General features: G+C 69.2%; 16 protein-coding genes. 4 read left to right on the top strand and 12 right to left on the bottom strand.

Features of this window, described 5'->3' with window-relative positions; translation table 11 throughout:
* Positions 1–213 precede the first annotated feature (213 nt).
* The gene (locus ABZ464_RS14395; protein WP_055632128.1) at positions 214–831 is read left to right on the top strand and encodes a GNAT family N-acetyltransferase; all 618 of its coding nucleotides are present in this window, start codon (positions 214–216) and stop codon (positions 829–831) included.
* 87 nt (positions 832–918) lie between these two features.
* Here ABZ464_RS14395 and trxA read toward each other — a convergent pair whose 3' ends face one another.
* The 7 genes from trxA to ABZ464_RS14360 form a co-directional block, all read right to left on the bottom strand.
* Positions 919–1,251: a thioredoxin gene (gene trxA / locus ABZ464_RS14390; protein ID WP_055632129.1), complete on the bottom strand. Its 333-nt coding sequence runs from the start codon at positions 1,249–1,251 to the stop codon at positions 919–921.
* Between the two features lie 44 nt (positions 1,252–1,295).
* Positions 1,296–2,264: a thioredoxin-disulfide reductase gene (gene trxB, locus ABZ464_RS14385; protein WP_359275829.1), complete on the bottom strand. Its 969-nt coding sequence runs from the start codon at positions 2,262–2,264 to the stop codon at positions 1,296–1,298.
* Between the two features lie 166 nt (positions 2,265–2,430).
* The gene (locus ABZ464_RS14380) at positions 2,431–3,312 is read right to left on the bottom strand and encodes a hypothetical protein (RefSeq protein ID WP_359275827.1); all 882 of its coding nucleotides are present in this window, start codon (positions 3,310–3,312) and stop codon (positions 2,431–2,433) included.
* A complete protein-coding gene (sigM, locus tag ABZ464_RS14375) occupies positions 3,309–4,034 on the bottom strand; it encodes an RNA polymerase sigma factor SigM (protein WP_359275825.1) in 726 nt (241 codons plus the stop codon). Before sigM ends, ABZ464_RS14380 begins: the two co-directional genes overlap by 4 nt.
* A gap of 27 nt (positions 4,035–4,061) precedes the next feature.
* Positions 4,062–5,777, bottom strand: coding sequence for a protein kinase family protein (locus tag ABZ464_RS14370; protein ID WP_359275822.1), 1,716 nt, complete (start codon positions 5,775–5,777; stop codon positions 4,062–4,064).
* 136 nt (positions 5,778–5,913) lie between these two features.
* Positions 5,914–8,205: a murein biosynthesis integral membrane protein MurJ gene (gene murJ / locus ABZ464_RS14365; RefSeq protein ID WP_359275820.1), complete on the bottom strand. Its 2,292-nt coding sequence runs from the start codon at positions 8,203–8,205 to the stop codon at positions 5,914–5,916.
* Between the two features lie 44 nt (positions 8,206–8,249).
* Positions 8,250–10,661: a DUF6049 family protein gene (locus ABZ464_RS14360; RefSeq protein WP_359275818.1), complete on the bottom strand. Its 2,412-nt coding sequence runs from the start codon at positions 10,659–10,661 to the stop codon at positions 8,250–8,252.
* A 258-nt stretch (positions 10,662–10,919) separates the two neighbouring features.
* Between ABZ464_RS14360 and ABZ464_RS14355 the strand changes: the two genes are divergently transcribed.
* Entirely contained in the window at positions 10,920–12,362 is a 1,443-nt protein-coding gene (locus ABZ464_RS14355) for a CCA tRNA nucleotidyltransferase (RefSeq protein ID WP_359275815.1), read from the top strand.
* A gap of 127 nt (positions 12,363–12,489) precedes the next feature.
* Here ABZ464_RS14355 and ABZ464_RS14350 read toward each other — a convergent pair whose 3' ends face one another.
* The 4 genes from ABZ464_RS14350 to ABZ464_RS14335 form a co-directional block, all read right to left on the bottom strand.
* Positions 12,490–12,987, bottom strand: a complete 498-nt coding sequence (locus ABZ464_RS14350) for a hypothetical protein (RefSeq protein ID WP_359275813.1) — start codon at positions 12,985–12,987, stop codon at positions 12,490–12,492.
* A 131-nt stretch (positions 12,988–13,118) separates the two neighbouring features.
* Positions 13,119–14,381: an MFS transporter gene (locus ABZ464_RS14345; RefSeq protein WP_359275810.1), complete on the bottom strand. Its 1,263-nt coding sequence runs from the start codon at positions 14,379–14,381 to the stop codon at positions 13,119–13,121.
* Between the two features lie 95 nt (positions 14,382–14,476).
* Positions 14,477–15,559, bottom strand: coding sequence for an inositol-3-phosphate synthase (locus ABZ464_RS14340; protein WP_359275807.1), 1,083 nt, complete (start codon positions 15,557–15,559; stop codon positions 14,477–14,479).
* Between the two features lie 44 nt (positions 15,560–15,603).
* Positions 15,604–16,284: a helix-turn-helix transcriptional regulator gene (locus ABZ464_RS14335; protein ID WP_359275804.1), complete on the bottom strand. Its 681-nt coding sequence runs from the start codon at positions 16,282–16,284 to the stop codon at positions 15,604–15,606.
* Between the two features lie 362 nt (positions 16,285–16,646).
* On the opposite strand from ABZ464_RS14335, the gene ABZ464_RS14330 reads away from it, so the two are divergent.
* Together ABZ464_RS14330 and ABZ464_RS14325 are read left to right on the top strand one after the other, a co-directional pair.
* Positions 16,647–19,313 (top strand): transglycosylase domain-containing protein, encoded by a 2,667-nt coding sequence (locus tag ABZ464_RS14330; RefSeq protein WP_359275801.1) that lies wholly within the window; start codon positions 16,647–16,649, stop codon positions 19,311–19,313.
* 130 nt (positions 19,314–19,443) lie between these two features.
* Positions 19,444–20,967, top strand: a complete 1,524-nt coding sequence (locus tag ABZ464_RS14325; protein WP_359275798.1) for a glycosyltransferase 87 family protein — start codon at positions 19,444–19,446, stop codon at positions 20,965–20,967.
* 78 nt (positions 20,968–21,045) lie between these two features.
* On the opposite strand, the gene ABZ464_RS14320 is transcribed toward ABZ464_RS14325, so the two are convergent.
* Complete coding sequence (locus ABZ464_RS14320) at positions 21,046–22,077, bottom strand: alanine racemase (RefSeq protein WP_359275796.1); 1,032 nt, start codon at positions 22,075–22,077, stop codon at positions 21,046–21,048.
* Positions 22,078–22,105 lie beyond the last annotated feature (28 nt).

Here is a 22,105-nt window from a genome sequence, read left to right as displayed (position 1 = left end):
CGTGGATACGATGCGAGGGGGTATGGCGCATCCACCGGGCAGCACCTCGAAGTGGGAGGCGAGGGCCATGCGATCGATGAGCCGGACCGGACTGGTGAGCGCGGGGCTGGGGCTGGGGGCGGTCGGCGGATTCGTCGGCAGTCTGCTCAGGGAACGCAGCGCTCTGACAGCCGCTCGCGATGCCGCGGGCGAAGGAAGCGAGGAACAGCCTTCATGGGGCGTCGGCTCGTACCGCTCACGCTGGACAACCTTCAGGACCTTCCCAAGCGCTGTCGCTCGTGTGTCTTCTGGGAGCTGGATCCCGTCAGGGGTGCGGCCGCGCTGAAGGCGGGCACGGCGGCTCTGGAGAAGGAGTCCTGGATCTCCGCCGTCCTGCTGGACTGGGGATCATGCGGCCGGGTGGTGTACGTCGACGACCGTCCCGTGGGGTTCGTGCTCTACGCCCCGCCCGCCTATGTGCCCCGCTCGACGGCGTTTCCCACGAGTCCTGTGGCACCGGACGCCGTGCAGCTGATGACCTCGTTCATCATGCCGGGGTACCAGGGACAGGGGCTCGGCCGGGTGATGGTGCAGACGGTTGCGAAGGATCTGCTGCGACGGGGCTTCAAGGCGATCGAAGCCTTCGGCGACGCCCGCTGGAAGGAACCGGGCTGTCTGCTCCCCGCCGATCATCTGCTGGCCGTGGGCTTCAAGACGGTGCGGCCGCACCCCAGTCACCCTCGGCTGCGGTTGGAGCTGCGGACCACGCTCTCCTGGAAGGAAGACGTGGAGATGGCTCTGGACCGGTTGCTGGGGGCCGTGCAGAAGGAGCCGGTGCTGCGACCGCTGTAGGCATGACGAAGGGGCCGGCCCACCAGGACCGGCCCCTTCGTGTGTCTCTGTTTCACGTGAAACAGTGCGTCACCGTGAAACGGCGCGTCACTCGGAGATGAAGGTCTCCAGGTCGCGGACGAGCGCGGCCTTCGGCTTGGCGCCGACGATGGTCTTGGCGACCTCGCCGTCCTGGTAGACGTTCAGCGTCGGGATCGACATGACGCCGTACTTCGCGGCCGTGTTCGGGTTCTCGTCGATGTTGAGCTTGACGATCTCGATCTTGTCTCCGTGCTCGGCGGCGATGGCCTCGAGGGACGGAGCGATCTGGCGGCACGGGCCGCACCACTCGGCCCAGAAGTCCACCAGAACGGGCTTGTCGCTCTTGAGGACGACCTCATCGAAGTCGGCGTCGGTCACATTCTTCAGGGTGCCGGCCACAGGGGGCTCCTTCATTCCTTGTGCGGTGGGGCGGGAGAGGGGGGTCAGACAGCGGTTTTCTCGGGCTCGGCCTGCTCCTCGTCCGCGAGGGCGGCGAGGAAGCGCTCGGCGTCGAGAGCGGAGGAGCAGCCGGTACCGGCCGCGGTGATCGCCTGGCGGTAGGTGTGGTCCACCACGTCACCGGCCGCGAAGACACCGGTCAGGTTCGTCCGGGTGGACGGGGCGGCCACCTTCAGGTAGCCCTCCTCGTCCAGGTCGAGCTGGCCCTTGAAGAGCTCCGTGCGCGGGTCGTGGCCGATGGCGATGAACAGACCGGTGACCGCGAGGTCGGAGAGTTCGCCGGTCTTGAGGTTGCGCAGCTTCAGCCCGGCCAGCTTCGGGTCGCCCTGGATCTCGGCGACCTCGCTGTCCCAGACGAACTTGATCTTCGGGTCGGCGAAGGCGCGCTCCTGCATCGCCTTGGAGGCGCGCAGGGTGTCCCGGCGGTGGACGATGGTGACGGACTTGGCGAAGCGGGAGAGGAAGGTGGCCTCCTCCATCGCGGTGTCGCCGCCGCCGATCACGGCGATGTCCTGGTCCTTGAAGAAGAATCCGTCACACGTGGCACACCAGGAGACACCGCGGCCGGAGAGGGCGTCCTCGTTCGGCAGACCGAGCTTGCGGTGCTGGGAGCCGGTGGCGACGATGACCGCCTTGGCGTGGTGGACCGTGCCGGCCGTGTCCGTGACGGTCTTGATCTCACCGGTGAGGTCTACGGAGACGATGTCGTCCGCGATGAGCTCGGCACCGAAGCGCTCGGCCTGGGACCGCATGTTGTCCATGAGCTCGGGGCCCATGATGCCGTCCTGGAAGCCGGGGAAGTTCTCCACCTCGGTGGTGTTCATCAGGGCGCCGCCCGCGGTGACGGCGCCTTCGAAGACCAGCGGCTTCAGCGACGCGCGCGCGGTGTAGAGCGCGGCGGTGTAGCCGGCGGGCCCGGAGCCGATGATGATCACGTTACGGACGTCGCTCACGGCTTTGTTCCTCGTCTCTGGTCTGCGTCGTTCGACCGGTGGGAGCTGCTCTGAACTCTCACCCCACCCAACGGATCCTAAGGGGCGCGCATTCCCGGTGTGTCCGGGCACACGGAGCAAGAGCCCTCTGGGGAGAGCCGCCGGGGACGGAGTCGCAGGTGGGCCGTCAGTGACGGGTGTAGGAGTCCTGCAGAAGGATCTTGGCCGGGCCCGACGAGGAATCCGTGACGCAGGTCCTGTCCATGAGGTAGGCGTCGACCTTGGTGCTGTCGGAAGCGTCGGGCAGCACGACGAGAAGCGCCTCCGTGCCCTTGTAGACGCCTTCCTCGGTGACGAGGGCCGCGTCACTGCGGCCGATGCCCTTCTGGACGCAGGGGGGGACGGTGGGCGCCTTGTAGACCTTGGGCCGGGGGCTGCCGGTGTCCCCTGTGATGCCCAGACTGTTCGGAGCCTTGGACCCCTGGGCCTCGCCGAGGAGATCCGTGACCTTCTGCTCCAGGGTGCCCTGGGCGAAGGTGTCGGCGGCGGTGGACTGCCTGTGCGCCGCGGTGCCCGGCCCTCCGCCACCCGTCAGCGAGGAGACGAGGACGCCACCGAGCCCCAGGGCGGCGGCACCGAGGACGGCGCCCAGGACGGCGACCCTGCGGCGCCCACCCCGCTTGCCGCTCTTGCGGCCCGGGCCGGTGGTGGCGGCGCGGGCATGGCCCGAGGGCCGGTCCGCGGCGACCGCTGTTTCACGTGAAACATGGGGTGCCTCGGTCCCGGCGAGAGCCTTGGCGTCCGGGTCGGCCGTGGTGCCGGTCAACGCTTCGGCGGCAAGGGCCGCGTCGATGCGCAGGGCGATGTCCTCCGGCATCCGGGGCGGCTCGGGGAACGTGCCCAGCAGACCGCGGATCTCCTCGAGCGAGGCGTGGACGTCGGCGCAGAGCTCGCAGCCGTCGAGATGACGGCGTACATCGGCGCTCCGGGAAGGAGCGAGCAGGCCCTCGGTGAGGTCGGAGATCTCCGTGACGTCCGGGTGTCCGGTCGTGTCCGTCGTCGATGTCACGCTCGCCCACCTCCGCCCTTCACCGCTGCTGAATCGCCTGACCCGGCGCTGGTCGCCCCCTCATCAGGAGGGTCTGCTGCCGGTGGGACGGCTTTCCCCTGTGCCTGGTTCCGCCCCTCGCCGCTTTCCTCGTCGGCGCCGGAGTTTTCCGGCCTCAGATGGGTCAGCAGCGGAAGCAGTCGGGCTCTGCCCCGGGCACAGCGACTCTTCACCGTCCCGGTCGGCACCTCGAGGATGCGGGCGGCCTCGGCGACCGGGTAGCCCTGCATGTCCACCAGGACGAGAGCGGCCCGCTGGTCGCGTGGGAGGGTGCCGAGTGCTTCGAGGAGCTGGCGGTGGACGTCGTTGCGCTCCGCCGGGGCGGAGGCGGACTCGTGGGGTTCGAGCAGCTGCTCCAGACGCTCGGTGTCGTCGACCGGCGAGGTCTTGCGGGAGGCCGCCTTGCGTGCCCGGTCCAGACAGGCGTTCACCGTGATGCGGTGCAGCCAGGTGGTGACGGCGGACTGGCCACGGAAGGTGTGGGCGGCACGGTAGGCCGACACCAGGGCGTCCTGAACGGCGTCAGCGGCCTCCTCGCGGTCTCCCAGCGTCCGCAGGGCGACCGCCCAGAGCCGGTCCCGGTGCCGCCGTACGATCTCAGCGAAGGCGTCGGGGTCGCCCTCCACATGCCGGGCGAGGAGGTCCTGGTCGCTCGCCGCGTCGTAGCCGCCGCCCTGCGCCATCGGACCTCCTCCCCCTTCGGTGAGTCATCACCCCGTGAACTTCACGTCGGTGATGGCCTGCTTGTAGCCGGTCCCGCTGTAGTCGTCCGACCCCGAGTACGGGGCCGCCGTGATCCATACGAGAACGTACCGCGTCTTCACCGGCGTCTTGGCGGAGATCTGCAACTCCTTGCCGGTGGTCTTGGCGTCGGCGATCTTCGTCATGGAGCTGAGCGACGCCGACGACGAGAGGGAATCGGCCGCGTACAGCGTGGCGGCCGTGTAGTTCCCGCCGTAGTGCAGCCCTATCGAAGCGGCCGACAGGCTCTGCTCGGAACCCAGGTCGTAGACGATGCCCACGCCCTGCTTGTACGGGGCGAGCACGGGTCCTCCGTTGAAGGACTTGGACCGCCAGTACGTGGAGCTGTCGTTGTCGTAGGTCAGCTTGACGTCGCCCGGGTGCTGGGCCGAGCCGTCGGGGTAGTACTCGGCGGCGCCCTGGATCTTCAGCGTGGTGACCGGCTTCGGCGAGGCACTGCTCTTGTCGCCGTCGTCCGTGGTCTGGGTCTTGTTCGTGTCGTCGGACTTGTCCCGGTCCATCAGGGCGTCCGCGAGCTGCCAGCTGCCCAGGCCGAGCGCGGCGATGAGCAGCGCGGAGACCGCCCACTTCAGGGCCCGGCCGGTGCGGCTCTGCAGCGGGGGCGGCGGGGTCGGGACCGGCTGCGTGGCGCCCGGATGGGGCGCGGGGCGGCCGTAGGTGCCCTGCTGGTACGTCGTGCGCTGGTACTCCGGCGGCGCGGTGAACGCGGGCTCCGGCGGGCGGATGCGGGGCATCTCCCCGATCGCCTTCACCAGTTCCTCCGGCGTGGTGCACGCGGCCTCGTGCCGGGACGCGGTCGCCCCGTCGTTGGCGAGCGCGCGCATGGCCAGCTCGGACAGACCCCGGTGGACGCCGGCGCGTACCTGGTCGGGTGCGATGAGACCGACGTCCTTGGGCAGCCCGGACAGGCCGTAGGCGTCGTTCTCGTACGGCCAGCGCTGGGTGAGCGCCGTGTACAGCAGGGCGCCGATCGCCTCCGTGTCGGTGCGCTGCGGGGTCTCGGAGGTGATGCCGCGCAGCGCGGCGTTGACCGCGAGCCCCCGGATGCGCCACTGGCCGGTCGAGGTGCGCAGAACCGCGTTGGGGTTCAGACGCAGATGCGACAGGCCCTCACGGTGCGCCGCGGCCATCGCCGACGAGATCTGACTGACCATCTGGTACGCGTCGTGCGGCTCCAGCGGGCCGGACGCGAGCAGCGTGGTCAGTTCGGTGGCGTCGGGCAGCCATTCGTGGACGACATAGACGAGGTCGTTCTCCTCGACGGCGTCCAGGACCTGGACGAAGCGAGGGTCACCCAGCAGCGCCGAGGAGCGGGCCGCGGCCAGCACCGAGCGGGCGCGGGCATGGTCCGCGGGCAGGATGTGGACTCCCACGGCTCGGCGAAGTTTCTCGTCGACCGCACGCCAACTGCTGAAACCGTCCAGACGGGTGACGCACTCCTCGAGGCGGTACCGTCTGGCGAGTTTGTGGCCGCTGTGCAGTTCAGGCGGTGAGGTCCGGCCGGGATGCTCGGTCCCGCCACTCCCCTGTGCCTCGTCGCTGTCCGTGTCCCGCTCCCGGTTCTTGGCCACCCCGTCGGCCGTGGACTGGTCCGCCTGCGCGGTCAGCGGCTCATCGCCGCTGTTGTCTGCCACGTCGACGGCAGCCGTGCTCCGTTCCGCCACCGTCGTTCCTGCCTCCCCATCCCATGCGCGCCGCCGACCTCGTGCGCGCCGTCCGACGCCGGATCCAATTGTGCCCACAGTCCGCCGCTATGCACGACACGCGGCGGCTAACGATGGTTGTGCGCCTCCCCCTCGTTCAGCGGCCCAAGCGCCCGCGGACCATGCCGACGAGGGAGTTGAGCTCCTCGATGCGCATGCGCCGGGCGGCGACGAAGAAGATGCCGAGCAGCAGGGCTCCGCCGACCACCAGGGCCGCGAAGGAGCCGAGGACGCCCTGACCGAGGGTCCGGGCGATGCCGTAGCAGGCCGCGCCGCTGATCAGCGCCGCCGGTACGGAGGCGATGCACAGACGGGCGTACGTGCGCAGGACGTGGGAGCCGTCGAGGTCGCCGCCGAGCCGCTTGCGCAGCCGGTTCCAGGCGACGCCGACGCCGATCGCGTAGGCCAGGCCGTAGGCGGCGGCCATGCCCGCCACGGCCCAGCGGGCCGGGAGGACGAAGTAACAGACCGCCGAGGCCGTCGCGTTGACCGCGGCCACGATGACCGTGTTGTAGAAGGGGGTGCGGGTGTCTTCGTACGCGTAGAAGGCGCGCAGGACGACGTACTGCACCGAGTAGGGGATCAGGCCGAGGCCGAAGGCCATCAGCATGAAGCCCATGTTGGTGGCCTCGCTGGTGCCGGAGGAGCCGAAGATCAGGGTGCACATCGGGATGCCGAGCGCGAGGAAGCCGAAGGAGATAGGCACGATCGCGACGGCTGTGGTGCGCAGGCCCTGGGAGATGTCGTCGCGGACCGCGCCGCCGTCGCCCTCGGCCGCCGAGCGCGAGATGCGCGGCAGCAGGGCCGCCATCAGCGACACGGTGATGATGGCCTGCGGCAGACCCCAGATCAGCTGGGCGTTGGCGTAGGCGGCGAAACCGGTGCCGTCGACGGGCGAGGCCTTGCCGGCCGCGGTCGACAGCTGGGAGACGACGATCGCGCCCGCCTGGTTGGCGAGGACGAACAGGAAGGTCCACTTGGCGAGCGTCACGGCCTTGCCGAGGCCGTGGCCCCGCCAGTCGAACCGCAGCCGCAGCCGGAAGCCGGTCTCCCGCAGGTAGGGGATCATCGCGAGCGCCTGCACCACCAGGCCCAGCAGGACGCCGACGCCCAGGAGCCGCTGGCCCTCCGGCGGGATGGACGTGACCTTCATACCGGAGTCGGCGGCGGTGCCGTAGACCCAGATGAACATGCCCAGCGTCACGATGATGACGATGTTGTTCAGGACCGGCGTCCACATCATCGCGCCGAACTTGCCGCGCGCGTTGAGGATCTGACCCATCACGACATGGACGCCCATGAAGAAGATCGAGGGCAGGAAGTAGCGGACGAACGTGATGGCGACCTCGTTGGCCGCCGGGTCGCTGGCGACCGGGTCGGACAGCGCCCGGATCAGCAGGGGGGCGCCGGCGATCGCGGCGACGGTCAGCACGCCGAGCGCCACCATCACCAGCGTCAGCAGCCGGTTGGCGTAGGACTCGCCGCCGTCCTCGTCCTCCTTCATGGCCCGCACGAGCTGCGGTACGAAGACGGAGTTGAGACCGCCGCCGACGGTCAGGATGTAGATCATCGTCGGCAGCTGGTAGGCGACCTGGAAGGTGTCGCCGAGCAGGCCGACGCCGAGCGCGGAGACGATCAGAGCGGACCGGACGAAACCGGTGAGGCGGGAGACCATCGTGCCCGCGGCCATCACGGCGCTGGACTTCAGCAGGCCGGCCGCCTTGCCGCCCTTCTTCGCGGCCGGAGCGGCGCCGGGCTCGGGAGCCGGTGCCTCGGCCACGGCGGCCGCGCTGCCGAGGTTCATGGTGCGGTCGTCCACCGGCGGCACGGAAGCCGGGGCCTGCCGGCGCCGCGCGGGCCCCTGGCCGCCGGGGGCCACGGCCGGGCCCGGCACCGCTGGGGACTCGGCCGACGGGCGCGTGCCGCCCTGTTGCTGGTCCTTGAAGAGGTGCGCGAAGGCGTCGGGCTGGTGCTGCTCCTCACCGGAGTGCGACACCAGGTCGTCCACGCCCACGAACTCGGTCGTGCGCGGGTCGTCGCCGTAGGGCAGGTACTGGGTGGGGCCCTCCGGCTCGGGCGCCGGGGGCTGGGCCCACACGTGCGGGTCGGGAGCGTACGGCGACTGCGCCGGGCGGCCGTAGAGCGGCTGCTGCGGCGGGTATGTGCCCGGGGGCGGCGGGGGGTGCGCGGCACGGTCGTAGAGCGCCTCGGCGACCGGGTCCTGCGCGGTGAGGTCCTGGGACCGGTAGGGGTCCTGGTCGTAGGCGTCCTGGAGGTACATGTCCGCGGGGTGCTGCGGCGGCACCTGGCCGTGGTCGGGCGGCGGGCCCTCGGGGTGACCCGAGCTGCCCGCGGCCTGGCCGCGGTCACCCTCGTACGGCGCGTTCATGGCTACCCCACCTCATCGTCCCGGGCCCACCGGCCACGACATCCTCAACGGTCCACTCTCTCACCCGTCCCCGAGGGGGCCGTGCTTTCCGCTGCGGTGTCCGCTGTCCCGTCACTCGGCTGCTCCGGGTCGTCTGCCCCGGACCGCGCGGCCGATTCTTCCCCGGTACGGTCCTCGGCGTCGGCGGGCTTCCCGGGGCCGCCGTCGGCCTCGGCCGCCGCGCTCTCCTCGGCGTCCTCCGCCTCGGTCCCGGCCTCGGCCTCCTGCGCCTCACGGGCCGCCGCCCGCTTGCGCTGGGTGTACATACGGAAGCCGGCCAGCACGAGCAGCAGCACACCGCCGCCGATGACCAGCATCACCGTGGCCGTGATCTCGGTGACCTTCACGTCGAAGGTCACCGGCGCACCGTAGACCTGGCCGTCCTCGGTGTACAGCTGGGCGATCACCGTGGTCTGGCCGTTCACATTGGCCGAGGCGGTGAACTTCACCGTCGTGCTGTGCCCGCCGGAGACCTCGATGCGCGGGTCGGAGTCGTGGCCGCCGATCTCCAGACGGGTGTCGTTGGTCGAGGTGAGCCGCAGGACCAGGTGGTGGACGCCCTGCACCAGGTTGTTCTGCACGGTCACGGGGATCGTGGCGCTGCGCCCGGAGAAATTGGTCTCCGACTTGTCGATCAGCTTGACCTGGTCGGTGAGGTTGTCGAGATAGCTCTGCACGCCCTGGCGGAAGGTGCTCGCCCCGGTGGAGCGGCCCCGCCACGACGTGGACATCTCCCGGTTCGTGGCCCGCCCGAAGGGGGTCACCACTCGGGACTTGTCGGTGAGGATGACCTTGAAGTTGTCGAGCTTGTCCTGGGTGGCCGCGATCTGCTCGAAGGCCGACTTCGGCAGCTCCTGCTTGCGCAGGGAGGAGGGGTACGAGGAGCGCGAGGGCACCTTGGTGGTGGCGCTGTCGTCGGGCTTGGCCCTGGCGGCCGCGGTGAGGTCCTGGGACTGTGACCAGCCCGAGTCCTGCAGGGCCGTGACGGCCGCCGCCATCGCCTGGGCCTGGCCGGCGGTCGGTGTGCGCTGCGGGGCGACGACGATGCTGCGCTGCTTGTGCGTCTGCAGGTTCAGCGCCAGGCTCTGGGCGAGGAACTCCTGCACCGCGAGCGTGGACGCGGAGGCGTTCGTCAGGTCGCCCCGGAAGGTCTTGGACAGGCGGGCGTCGGCCACCACCGCCGTGGTGCCGCCGCCGATGGGCCGGGCCGCCGAGGGGGTGTAGGTCAGGCTGCCGGTCTCCGCCAGGCTGTCGCTGCGCGCGATCACCTTGTCGGCGCCCGCGGAGGTGGCGACCTTCACGATCGAGGGGTCGACGGCCCCCTCCACCGGCCAGGCGAAGTCGGTGCTCGGCGTCACGTGGAGGATCGTCTCCACCGTGGTCGTGGCGACGTCGGTGGCCGCCTTGAGCTGGCTCAGGGAGCCGGCGACCCCGGTGCCGTCGTGGGCGAGGGAGGCCAGATCGGGGTCGGCGAAGGGCAGGGCGACGACCTCCTTGTCGGCCACCGCGTCCTGCAGCTCGGCCAGCCACTTCTTGGCGACCGCCTGATGGGCGCCGGCCGTGGTGGTGTCACCGTCGGCGCGCACCCGGTAGCTGCCGGTCATCGCGTCGACGGAGGCCAGCAGGTCGGGGTCGATCACCCAGGTGACGTCGAGGTCCTTGCCGAGGCTCAGCAGCTGGTCGAGGCGGCCGCCGGGGGCGATCTCCTCGGCGAGGTCGTCGTTGAGGAAGACGGGCGTCTGGCTCGCGTTCGAGCCGGTCTCGGCGGTCATGTGGACGGTCGAGATCAGTGGCCACAGGACGGTCGTCCTCGTCGCCGTGTCCGCCTCGTCGGGCTGCCAGGGCAGGAAGGTCCGCTGGATGCCCAGCATCCGCTCCCACGGCTGCGCGGTCGTCTCACCCGAGAGGGAGACTCCGAGCGGGTAGACGCCGTCGGCGCCGAGGTCCAGTTCGTCGGCCGGTACGGAGATGCTGAAGTGCTCGGCGACTCCAGGGGTGAGTTTGGCGAACTCGGCGATGTACTTGCCGCCCACCTCGGAGCCGTAGCCGGCGGACAGGTCCTCGGCGTCGTCGGCGGCGTCGTCGATCGCCGAGCGGGTGGTGAGCGCGGACCCCACCTGGAGGCCGACGTGCGCCTTGGTGACGGCCTGCTTGCCCTTGTTGGTCACCGTGCCGGAGATGGTCACGGTGTCGCCCTCGGTGGGGACGGCCGGAGTGAGGGAGTCGACGGCGACGGAGACCGAGCCCTTGTCGGAGGCTTCCTTGACGCCTGCCGCGGTGTCGGCGTGCGCGGGGAGTGCGGGCAGCTGCAGCAGCCCGGCCAGCAGGGGCGCCCCGGCGAGCAGTGCTCCGGTGCGCCGCAGCCACCGGCGGGCAGGTGAGGGACTCATCCCCGGGAAGTCTGCCGCCTCGGCCACGCGTTCGCCCGTCTCTCGTCGTCGTCAGTGGTCGTCGGAATGTGCGTCCACGCATGGTAACGATGCGCGCGGAGGTGAAGTGCCGCGGACCGGTCCGCAAGATCAGGTGGGGCCTTTCTCCTGTCCTCTATCGTCGCGTATAGAGGGGAGTGTTGGTGAAGAAGCTCTAAGGCTTACCTTCCGAGGCTATGGGGTGATGTGTCCCACGGCTCTAATCGGGGCGCCCCCGGCCCGCCCGGGCACGTACCCTTTCCTGTTGTGCCGAACGCCAACGAAGACACCCCCAGCGCCCTGAGCCAGGCGCAGCACCACGCGGTGAGCGAGCTGCTGCGGGTCGCGCCTGTCGCCGACGACCTCGCCCGCCGTTTTCAGGAGGCCGGGTTCTCCCTCGCCCTGGTCGGCGGCTCGGTCCGGGACGCGTTGCTCGGCCGGCTCGGCAACGACCTCGACTTCACCACCGACGCCCGCCCCGAGGACGTCCTGAAGATCGTGCGGCCGTGGGCGGACGCGGTGTGGGAGGTCGGGATCGCGTTCGGCACGGTGGGGGCGCAGAAGGACGGCTACCTCATCGAGGTGACGACGTACCGCTCCGAGGCGTACGACCGCACCTCCCGCAAGCCCGAGGTGTCCTACGGCGACTCCATCGAGCAGGATCTCGTCCGGCGTGACTTCACGGTGAACGCGATGGCTGTGGCCCTCCCGCAGAAGGAGTTCATCGACCCGCACGGCGGCCGTGACGATCTCGCGGCCCGGGTGCTGCGCACCCCGGGCACGCCCGAGGAGTCCTTCTCGGACGATCCGCTGCGCATGATGCGTGCGGCCCGGTTCGCCGCACAGCTCGACTTCGAGGTCGCCCCCGAGGTCGTCACCGCGATGAAGGAGATGTCCGGGCGCCTCGACATCGTCTCCGCCGAGCGGGTGCGGGACGAGCTGAACAAGCTGGTCCTCTCCGCGCACCCGCGCAAGGGCCTGAGCCTGCTGGTCGACACCGGCCTCGCCGGCCATGTCCTGCCGGAGCTGCCCGCCCTGCGGCTGGAGCGCGACGAGCACCACCGGCACAAGGACGTCTACGACCACACGCTGATCGTCCTGGAGCAGGCGATCGCGCTGGAGGAGAACGGGCCCGACCTCACCCTGCGGCTCGCCGCGCTGCTCCATGACATCGGCAAGCCGCGCACCCGGCGGTTCGAGAAGGACGGCCGGGTCTCGTTCCACCACCACGAGGTGGTCGGGGCGAAGATGACCAAGAAGCGCATGACCGCGCTGAAGTACTCCAACGACCTGGTGAAGGACGTCTCCCGGCTGGTCGAGCTGCACCTGCGCTTCCACGGCTACGGCACCGGCGAGTGGACCGACTCCGCCGTCCGCCGGTACGTCCGTGACGCGGGCCCGCTTCTGGAACGCCTCCACAAGCTGACCCGGTCGGACTGCACGACCCGCAACAAGCGCAAGGCCACCGCACTCTCCCGGGCCTACGACGGCTTGGAGGAGCGCATCGCCCAGCTCCAGGAGCAGGAGGAGCTCGACGCGATCCGCCCGGATCTGGACGGCAACCAGATCATGGAGATCCTCGGCGTCGGCCCCGGCCCCGTCATCGGCCAGGCGTACAAGTTCCTGCTGGAGCTCCGCCTGGAGAATGGGCCGATGGAGCACGACGCGGCGGTGACCGCGCTGAAGGAGTGGTGGGCCGAACAGAACTGATCCCGTGCGGCGGGGTCATGTTTCACGTGAAACATGACCCCGATCCGCAGCCTTGGTTCTCCCCGAACGCACTGAGGGCCGGTGTTTCACGTGAAACACCGGCCCTCAGTCATGGCAGCCGTTGCTGCTACTTGACTTCCTTCATGCAGAGCACCACGTCGTGGCCGCCGCCGTACTGGACGTAGGAGATCGTCGCCTCGGTGACGGCCTCGCACTTGCTCTCGTCGCTGGAGCCGTCGAACTTCTGGACGACCTTGTACTGGGCCTTGCTGTCGGAGCAGTCGACCTCGTTGAGGTCCGCGTTGGTGTCCGTGCCATCGTTGTGCATGCAGGCGCCGACCGAGGTCGTCTCCGCGTCGTCGCGCGTCAGGAACCAGCCCGCGCCGAACTTGAGGATGCCGATGATGACGGCGACGACGATCGCACCGATGATGCGTATCGCCTTCTTGCCCATGCGCTTGCCGGCCGGCGCGGGCGGCGGGGGAACCGGAGCGCCACCCTGGTTCGGGAACGGGGCGTACGGCTGCTGCGGCGGGACTCCCGGCTGACCGGGCTGCTGCTGCCCCATGGGCACGGTGGGCTGGGCGTACGGGTTCTGGCCCTGCGGAGGCGGCGGAGTGGTCATGCTGGGGTCCCCCTAGAACGTGGGTGCGCAAGAACGTGAGTGCGCATGGCGCGAAATAAGACCCACGTAAAGTACCGGCCACCACTGACAGTGCCTGACTCCAGACGAACTCTGTGTCTTTGATGTGACACTTACTGGCGTTCAAAACGGGCTATAGCTGCCGCAATTGCTCCATAGATAACGGCGACCGTTACCACCAGTGCCGCTGAGCGACCGTCAGACGGCAGCATCAGAGCGGCCACTCCGGCGGCGCCGACGAACGCGACGTTGAACAGGACGTCGTAGAGGGAGAAGATCCGGCCGCGGAAGCCGTCCGCCACGGACGACTGCACGATGGTGTCGGTGGCGATCTTCGCGCCCTGCGTGACCAGTCCGAGGACGAACGCCGCGATGAACGTGGTGGCTTGGGTGAAGGGGAGCATCAGAGCGAGCTCCAGCACGGCGGCCGCGGCCGAGCAGACGACGATCCAGCGGCCGGGGCCCAGCCGCCCGGCCGCTGTCGGGGTCACCACGGCCGCGACGAAGAAGCCGACGCCGGAGATGGCCACGGCCACACCGAGCAGCGCCAACCCCTTGTCGGTGTCGGTGGACCAGGCGTACCGGCACAGCATCAGCACCATGACGGTCAGGGCGCCGTAGCAGAACCGCATCAGGGTGATCGAGCCGAGTGCCCAGACGGCCTCCCTGCGCTTCGGCTCCGTCAGATGGCGTACCCCGGAGGCGAGTCCATGGGCCGTCCCCTGCAGAGCGCTCACCCAACCGGCCGGAACAAGGTCGCGTTCGGGCCCGAGGAGATCCGCGGCCATGGTCAGGGACATGAGCGCCGAGCACAGGTACAGCGCGCTGCCGAGCAGGACCACCGCGGCATCGGTGTCCGCGATCGCGAGGCGTACGACGAAGGCGAGACCGCCGCCCGCGACCGCGGCGAGCGTTCCGGCGGTCGGGGAGAGGGAGTTGGCGATGACGAGACGCTCGGCGTCGACCACGCGCGGCAGGGCGGCCGAGAGGCCCGCGAGGACGAAGCGGTTGACGGCGGTCACGCACAGCGCGGAGACGTAGAAGAGCCAGTCGGGGACGTGGCTGAGCATCAGGACGGCCGTCGCCGAGGCCAGCAGAGCGCGCAGCAGATTGCCGTAGAGGAGGATCTGGCGGCGTCGCCAGCGGTCCAGCAGGACGCCGGCGAAGGGGCCGACGAGGGAGTAGGGCAGCAGCAGGACCGCCATCGCGGAGGCGATCGCCGCGGCCGAGGTCTGTTTCTCCGGGGAGAACACGACGTAGGTGGCGAGCGCGACCTGGTAGACGCCGTCGGCGCACTGGGACAGCAGCCGTACGGCGAGCAGGCGCCGGAAGGCGCCGAAGCGCAGCAGGACGCGCAGATCACGGACGACGGCCATGGGGCCCAGCCTCACATACGGGGAAGGTCCCCGGGTCGACGACCCGGGGACCGACTCAGCCCTGGCAGGAGCGAATTTCAGCGGGTGGGGCCGAGCTAGCGCTCGACCTCGCCGCGGATGAACTTCTCGACGTTCTCGCGGGCCTCGTCGTCGAAGTACTGGACCGGCGGGGACTTCATGAAGTAGCTGGAGGCCGACAGGATCGGGCCCCCGATGCCGCGGTCCTTGGCGATCTTCGCGGCGCGCAGGGCGTCGATGATGACACCCGCGGAGTTCGGGGAGTCCCAGACCTCGAGCTTGTACTCCAGGTTCAGCGGGACGTCACCGAAGGCGCGGCCCTCGAGGCGGACGTACGCCCACTTGCGGTCGTCGAGCCAGGCGACGTAGTCGGACGGGCCGATGTGGACGTTCTTCTCGCCGAGATCCCGGTCGGGGATCTGGGAGGTGACGGCCTGCGTCTTGGAGATCTTCTTGGACTCCAGGCGGTCACGCTCGAGCATGTTCTTGAAGTCCATGTTGCCGCCGACGTTCAGCTGCATCGTGCGGTCCAGGACGACACCGCGGTCCTCGAACAGCTTCGCCATGACGCGGTGCGTGATGGTGGCGCCGACCTGGGACTTGATGTCGTCACCGACGATCGGGACGCCCGCCTCGGTGAACTTGTCCGCCCACTCCTTGGTGCCGGCGATGAAGACCGGGAGGGCGTTGACGAACGCGACCTTGGCGTCGATGGCGCACTGGGCGTAGAACTTCGCCGCTTCCTCGGAGCCGACGGGCAGGTAGCAGACGAGGACGTCGACCTGCTTCTTCTTGAGGATCTTCACGACGTCGACCGGCTCGGCCTCGGACTCCTCGATGGTCTGGCGGTAGTACTTGCCGAGACCGTCGAGGGTGTGGCCGCGCCGCACCTTCACACCGGTGTTGGGCACGTCGCAGATCTTGATGGTGTTGTTCTCGGATGCGCCGATGGCGTCCGAGAGGTCAAGGCCGACCTTCTTGGCGTCCACGTCGAACGCGGCGACGAACTCGACGTCACGGACGTGGTAGTCGCCGAACTGGACGTGCATCAGGCCCGGGACCTTGGACGCCGGGTCGGCGTCCTTGTAGTACTCGACGCCCTGCACCAGCGATGCGGCGCAGTTGCCCACACCGACGATGGCTACGCGAACCGAACCCATTCCGGTTGCTCCCTGTGTGTACGAGTGAGGCCCTGGCTGGGCGCTCACGGGGTGGTGTCGCCGGGCGTATCCGTCCCGGGGGTGTCCCCGGGACGGGGCAGGACGCCCGGCGCTCCATTGGTGTTCTGCTGAGCGGACTCCCCGGAAGCGGAACCCTTCAGGTCCCGTCCGGCCCGCTCGCTCTCGATGAGCTCGTTCAGCCAGCGCACTTCGCGCTCCACGGACTCCATTCCGTGGCGCTGGAGCTCAAGCGTGTAGTCGTCGAGGCGCTCCCGGGTGCGCGCCAGCGAGGCGCGCATCTTCTCCAGCCGCTCCTCCAGCCGGCTGCGGCGGCCCTCCAGGACGCGCATGCGCACATCGCGCGACGTCTGCCCGAAGAAGGCGAACCGCGCGGCGAAGTGCTCGTCCTCGTAGGCGTCGGGGCCCGTCTGCGAGAGCAGGTCCTCGAAGTGTTCCTTACCTTCCGCCGTCAACCGGTAGACGATCTTGGCGCGACGCCCTGCGAGTGGCGCGGCGAGGGCGTCCTGGGGGGTGTTCCCCGGTTCCTCGATCAACCAGCCGTTGGCGACCAGCGTCTTGAGGCAGGGGTAGAGCGTCCCGTAGCTGAAGGCACGGAACACTCCCAGTGACGTATTGAGTCGTTTGCGCAGCTCATAGCCGTGCATCGGGGATTCGCGGAGCAGGCCGAGCACGGCGAACTCGAGGATGCCGGAACGTCGGCTCACCGTCGCCTCCTCTCGTCCGCAGCGCGCTTATCTCGCTCTGATGTATCGACTCGATACATCACGACGATAGAACGGCCTTCCGGATGCGACAAGAGGGACGGTGGTGAACGGGATCACATCACCGTTTCTTCGCAGGCGACTTGCCTGATTTGGGGTGAACCTTGGGGCTGGGCAGGTTTTGACGGTGCGTAGTCTGTGCGCCATGCAGACCACCGGGACCCGCGTGACGCCGGGGGGCGTCGAGGCCCCCGGTGCCGTACGGGTGAATGCGCAGCCGACCGCATCCGTACTTCGGGGGGACAGGAAACCAGCCGCCCTTTACAGGCGCGCACGGATGCGCCTGCCCTAGGAGTAATCGTTCGATGAGCGAGCACCGTCGCAAACCGCCGCAGCCGCAGGGAGGCGGACGTGCCGCGGCCCGACGTGGCCAGTCCGGGCCGTCCTCCGGCCGCCGCGCACCGCGAGGCGCCACCGGATCTCCTTCCGACTACGGGTTGGGCCAGGTGTCGGGGAGTCCGGAGCAGGCGTACGGCAGCCGCGCCGAGGCCCGACGCGCCGCCCAGAGAAGCCAGGGCGGCCGGCGCAGAGGGGCCGAGCCGGGAGGGTCCTTCGGCGACCCCCACGGGCCCGGCATGGGCAGAGGGCGCTCGGCGCCCGGCAGGAAGCGCCTGATCGACTATCCGCGCGCCGACAAGTACGGCTGGCAGCGCTGGATGCCGTCCTGGAAGCTCGTCGCCGGTCTGTTCATCGGCTTCGTCGGCAGCATGGTGGCCGTGGCGGGCATCGGCTACGCCATGGTGGGCGTGCCCGACGTCGCCAAGACGGCGACGGCCCAGAACAACGTCTACTACTGGAAAGACGGCAGCCAGATGGTGGCCACCGGTGGTGAGACGAACCGTCAGACCATCTCGCTGTCGCAGATCCCGCAGGAGATGCGCTACGCGGTGATCTCGCAGGAGAACAAGACCTTCTACGACGACAGCGGCATCGACCCCAAGGGCATCGCCCGGGCGCTGTTCAACATGGCCCGGGGCGGCCAGACGCAGGGTGGTTCGACCATCACCCAGCAGTACGTCAAGAACGCGATGCTGAACGACCAGTCGCAGACGATCTCCCGCAAGTTCAAGGAGATCTTCGTGTCGATAAAGGTGGGCGCCGAGGTCGACAAGGACACGATCATGGCCGGCTACCTGAACTCCGCGTACTACGGACGCAACGCTTACGGGATCCAGGCCGCCGCCCGCGCCTACTTCAACAAGGACGCGATCAAGCTCAACCCGGGTGAGTGCGCCTTCCTGGCCGCCATGCTCAAGGGCGCCACGTACTACGACCCGGCGGGCGCGACCTCGATCGACCCCGTCGGTGCCACGCCCGAGAAGAACACCAGGCGGGCCCTGCTTCAGATGCAGGACACCCTCGACAAGATGGTCGAGTACGGCCACCTCGACGCCTCGGTCCGGGCCAAGTACACCAAGCTCCCCGATGTGAAGAACCCGCGGTCGAACACCCAGCTGAGCGGCCAGATCGGTTACCTCGTCGACCTCGCCAACGGTTACCTCGTCACCCACAGCAAGGAGACGGGGATCACCCAGAACCTGCTGCAGCAGGGCGGCTACTCGATCTACACGACCTTCGACAAGAAGAAGGTCCAGCAGCTCACGGACGCGGTGACCAAGGTCCAGAAGGCCAACATCAAGCCGAAGGAACGCCCGGACACCGACACCCACGTCCAGTTCGGCGGGGCGTCCGTGGAGCCCGACACCGGTGCCATCCGGGCCATCTACGGCGGTGAGGACGCCACCAAGCACTTCACCGACAACGCCGACGAAACCGGTGCCCAGGTCGGTTCGACCTTCAAGCCGTTCGTGCTGGCGGCCGCGATGACCTGGGGCGTGCGCGATCCCGACCTGGGCTCTTCGCAGGCGCAGGACGAGCGCACGATCGTCTCCCCGGAGAGCCTGTTCAGCGGCAAGAACAAGCTGAAGATCCAGGACTACAACCGGACGGTCTGGAAGAACGAGAAGGGCGAGGAGTGGCTGCAGACCAATGACGGCAACGAGTCGTACGGTACTGCGCCCGACTTCAAGATCGACCTGCGCGAGGCCATGCGCGAGTCGGTGAACTCCGCCTTCGTGCAGCTCGGCATGGACGTCGGTCTGGACAAGGTCAAGGACTCCGCCGTCAGCGCGGGCCTGCGGGAGAACAGCCTCGCCGGCACGACCTTCCCCTCGTTCTCGATCGGCATCTCCGACCCGAGCGCGATCCGTATGGCGGGCTCGTACGCCACCTTCGCCGCGAGCGGCAAGCAGCGCGACCCGTACTCCGTGGAGAAGGTCACCAGCGAGGAAGGCCAGATCTTCACGCACAAGGTCGTCTCCAACCAGGCCTTCACCTCGAAGGTCGCCGACAACGTCACGGACGTCCTGAAGACCGTGGTCGACAGGGGCACCGGCACCAACGCCCAGCTGCCCGGCCGTGACGTGGCCGGCAAGACCGGTACCACCGACGGCAACAAGTCGGCCTGGTTCGTGGGCTACACACCGCAGCTGTCCACCGCGATCAGCATGTTCCGTCTCGACGACGACGAGAAGAACAAGAACCGCACGTTCCTGGAGATGTTCGGAACGGGTGGCCAGAAGAAGATCCACGGTGCCTCGTTCCCGGCACAGATCTGGCACGACTACATGGCGGCCGCCCTGGAGGGCACGCCGGTGAAGGACTTCCCGGAGCCCGAGCCCATCGGCGAGGTCGTCAACGCGGAACCCTCGGCGACGCCGACCCCCACGGCCACCCAGACCGAGGAGGCGGACCCGTCCCCGACCCCGACCGCCACGCAGACGCAGATCCAGCCTTCGCCCACGGCGACGCAGACCTGCAGCAACTTCTTCGAATGCAACACCGGCGGCACGGACAGCGGCAACCAGAACGGTGGCTCGGACGGGGGCTCCTCACCGACACCGACCGCGAGCGAGACGGACAGCACCAGAGGCAACCAGAACGGAGGCCTCTTCGGAGGCTCGGACGGTTAGTCGTCTCATGCCCGGCACGGGTGTTTCACGTGAAACATGCGGATGTGTCACGTGAAACGAGAGCCGCTCCACCGAACCTGGTGGGGCGGCTCTCAGCTTTTTCCTCACTCGGTACGGCAGGATGTGCCCCATGCCCAGTGCAGAATCGACGCCAGCGCGCGTGCACGAGCCGGAGCCGGTGCAGCCGACCAGGAACGACAAGGTCGCCTCGGCCGGCAGCGAGCTGATCGGCGGCCCCCTGGGGCAGCGAGCCCTGATCGGGACGTCCTGGTGGACGCCCGTACGGGTCGTCGCGCTCGTGGCGATCGGCATGTTCGCCCTGGGCCTGATCCAGAAGGTGCCCTGCTATGACGAGGGCTGGTTCTTCGGCGCCACCACGCAGTACACCCACGCCTGTTACTCGGACATCCCGCACCTCTACCAGGGACGCGGCTTCGCCGATGGGCTGGTGCCGTACTTCGACAAGCTCCCCGGCGACATGGACTACCTCGAATACCCGGTGCTCACCGGAGTGTTCATGGAGGTCGCGGCCTGGCTGACCCCGGGCAGCGGCAGCATCCAGCACCAGGAGCAGTGGTACTGGATGGTCAACGCCGGGATGCTGATGGCCTGCGCGGCCGTCATCGCCGTCTGCGTGAGCCGTACGCACGCCCGGCGCCCCTGGGACGGTCTGCTGGTGGCCCTGGCGCCCGCCTTCGCGCTGACCGCCACCATCAACTGGGACCTGCTGGCCGTCGCCCTGACAGCCGCGGCGATGATGATGTGGTCGCGGGGACGCTCCCTGGCCTTCGGCGTGCTGCTGGGGCTCGCCACGGCCGCCAAGCTCTACCCCGTGTTCCTTCTCGGACCGCTGTTCGTGCTCTGCTGGCGCGCGGGGAAGTGGCGGGACTACGGCAAGGCCTTCGGCGGCGCGGCCGTCTCCTGGCTGGTGGTCAACCTGCCGGTGATGCTCTTCGCCTTCGAGGGCTGGTCGAAGTTCTACCGGTTCAGCCAGGAGCGCGGCGTCGACTTCGGATCCTTCTGGCTGATCCTGGCGCAGAACTCCAGCGATCCCCTCGCCACCGACAGCGTCAACACCCTCGCCACCCTCCTGGTGGTGGTGTGCTTCGCCGGTATCGCCTGGCTGACGCTGACCGCGCCGCGCCGTCCCCGGTTCGCCCAGCTCGCCTTCCTGGTGGTGGCGGCCTTCATCGTCACCAACAAGGTCTACTCGCCGCAGTACGTCCTGTGGCTGGTCCCGCTGGCCGTGCTGGCCCGGCCGAAGTGGCGGGACTTCCTGATCTGGCAGGCCTGCGAGGTCGCCTACTTCCTGGGTATCTGGCTGTACCTCGCCTACACGACCAGCGGAGACGCCCACAAGGGACTGCCCACCGACGGCTACCACTGGGCCATCGGAGTGCACCTGCTGGGGACGCTCTACCTGTGCGGCGTGGTCGTGCGCGACATCCTGATGCCGGAGCGGGACGTGGTGCGCCAGAACGGCGAGGACGACCCCTCGGGCGGGGTGCTCGACGGGGCGGAGGACGTCTTCGTCCTCGGCGCCGCGGCCCATCCGCCCCGGCACGCCTCCCATGTAGAGGGGCCGCAGGTGGACTGGGGCACACAGCACGAGGTGGAGTGGGGCAGGCAGAGCCCCGCCGACGGTTCGCCCTGAGCGAACGCAGGGCCACGCGGACGTGAGAGAGGCCGTACACGGGACTCCGTGTACGGCCTCTGCGCTGTCCTGGGAGGCTCAGCGGTCCACGATCCGGTCGAACTGGGTCGTGGTGTGGCGCAGATGGGCCACCAGCTCGTCGCCGACGGTGGGCTCCGGCGCGTCCGAGGGGACGAACAGGATCGACACCTGCATGTGCGGCGGCTCGGCGAACCAGCGCTGCTTTCCGCCCCAGACGAACGGGGAGAGGTTCCGGTTCACCGTGGCGAGGCCGGCCCGGGCGACGCCCTTGGCGCGCGGCATGACGCCGTGCAGCGCCTTGGGTGCCTCCAGCCCCACCCCGTGCGAGGTACCGCCCGCCACGACCACCAGAAAGCCGTCCGAGGCCGCCTTCTGCTGGCGGTAGCCGAAACGGTCGCCCTTGGCGACGCGCGTGACGTCCAGGACCGCCCCGCGGTACTCGGTGGCGTCGTGGTCCCCCAGCCACAGCCGGGTGCCGATCCGCGCGCGGAACCGGGTCTGCGGGAACTGCTGCTGCAGCCGGATGAGCTCGTCGGCCTTGAGGTGGCTGACGAACATGGTGTGCAGCGGCAGCCGGGCCGCACGCAGCCGGTCCATCCAGCCGATGACCTCCTCGACGGCGTCGGAGCCGTCGGTGCGGTCCAGCGGCAGATGGATGGCGAAGCCCTCCAGCCGGACGTTCTCGATCGCGGAGTGCAGCTGCGACAGGTCCTGCTCGCTGATGCCGTGCCGCTTCATCGACGACATCACCTCGATGACCACCCGGGCGCCCACGAGGCCGTACACGCCGTCCACCGACGACACCGAGCGCACCACCCGGTCGGGCAGCGGAACGGGCTCCTCGCCGCGCCGGTACGGCGTCAGCACCAGCAGGTCACCGCTGAAGAAGTCCTTGATGCGCGCGGCCTCGTACGTCGTGCCGACGGCGAGGATGTCCGAACCCAGCCGGGTGGCCTCCTCCGCCAGCCGCTCGTGCCCAAAGCCGTAGCCGTTGCCCTTGCAGACCGGGACGAGCCCCGGGAACTGCTCCTGCACGTGCTTGTGGTGCGCCCGCCAGCGCGCGGTGTCGACGTAGAGGGTGAGCGCCATGGCCGGACCTGGGACCTTTCTGGTGGCT

Source organism: Streptomyces sp. NPDC005820 (genome assembly GCF_040630255.1).
GTDB lineage: Bacteria > Actinomycetota > Actinomycetes > Streptomycetales > Streptomycetaceae > Streptomyces.
Note: the sequence above shows the minus strand (reverse complement) of the source record. Positions and strands in the feature narration are given on the sequence as shown.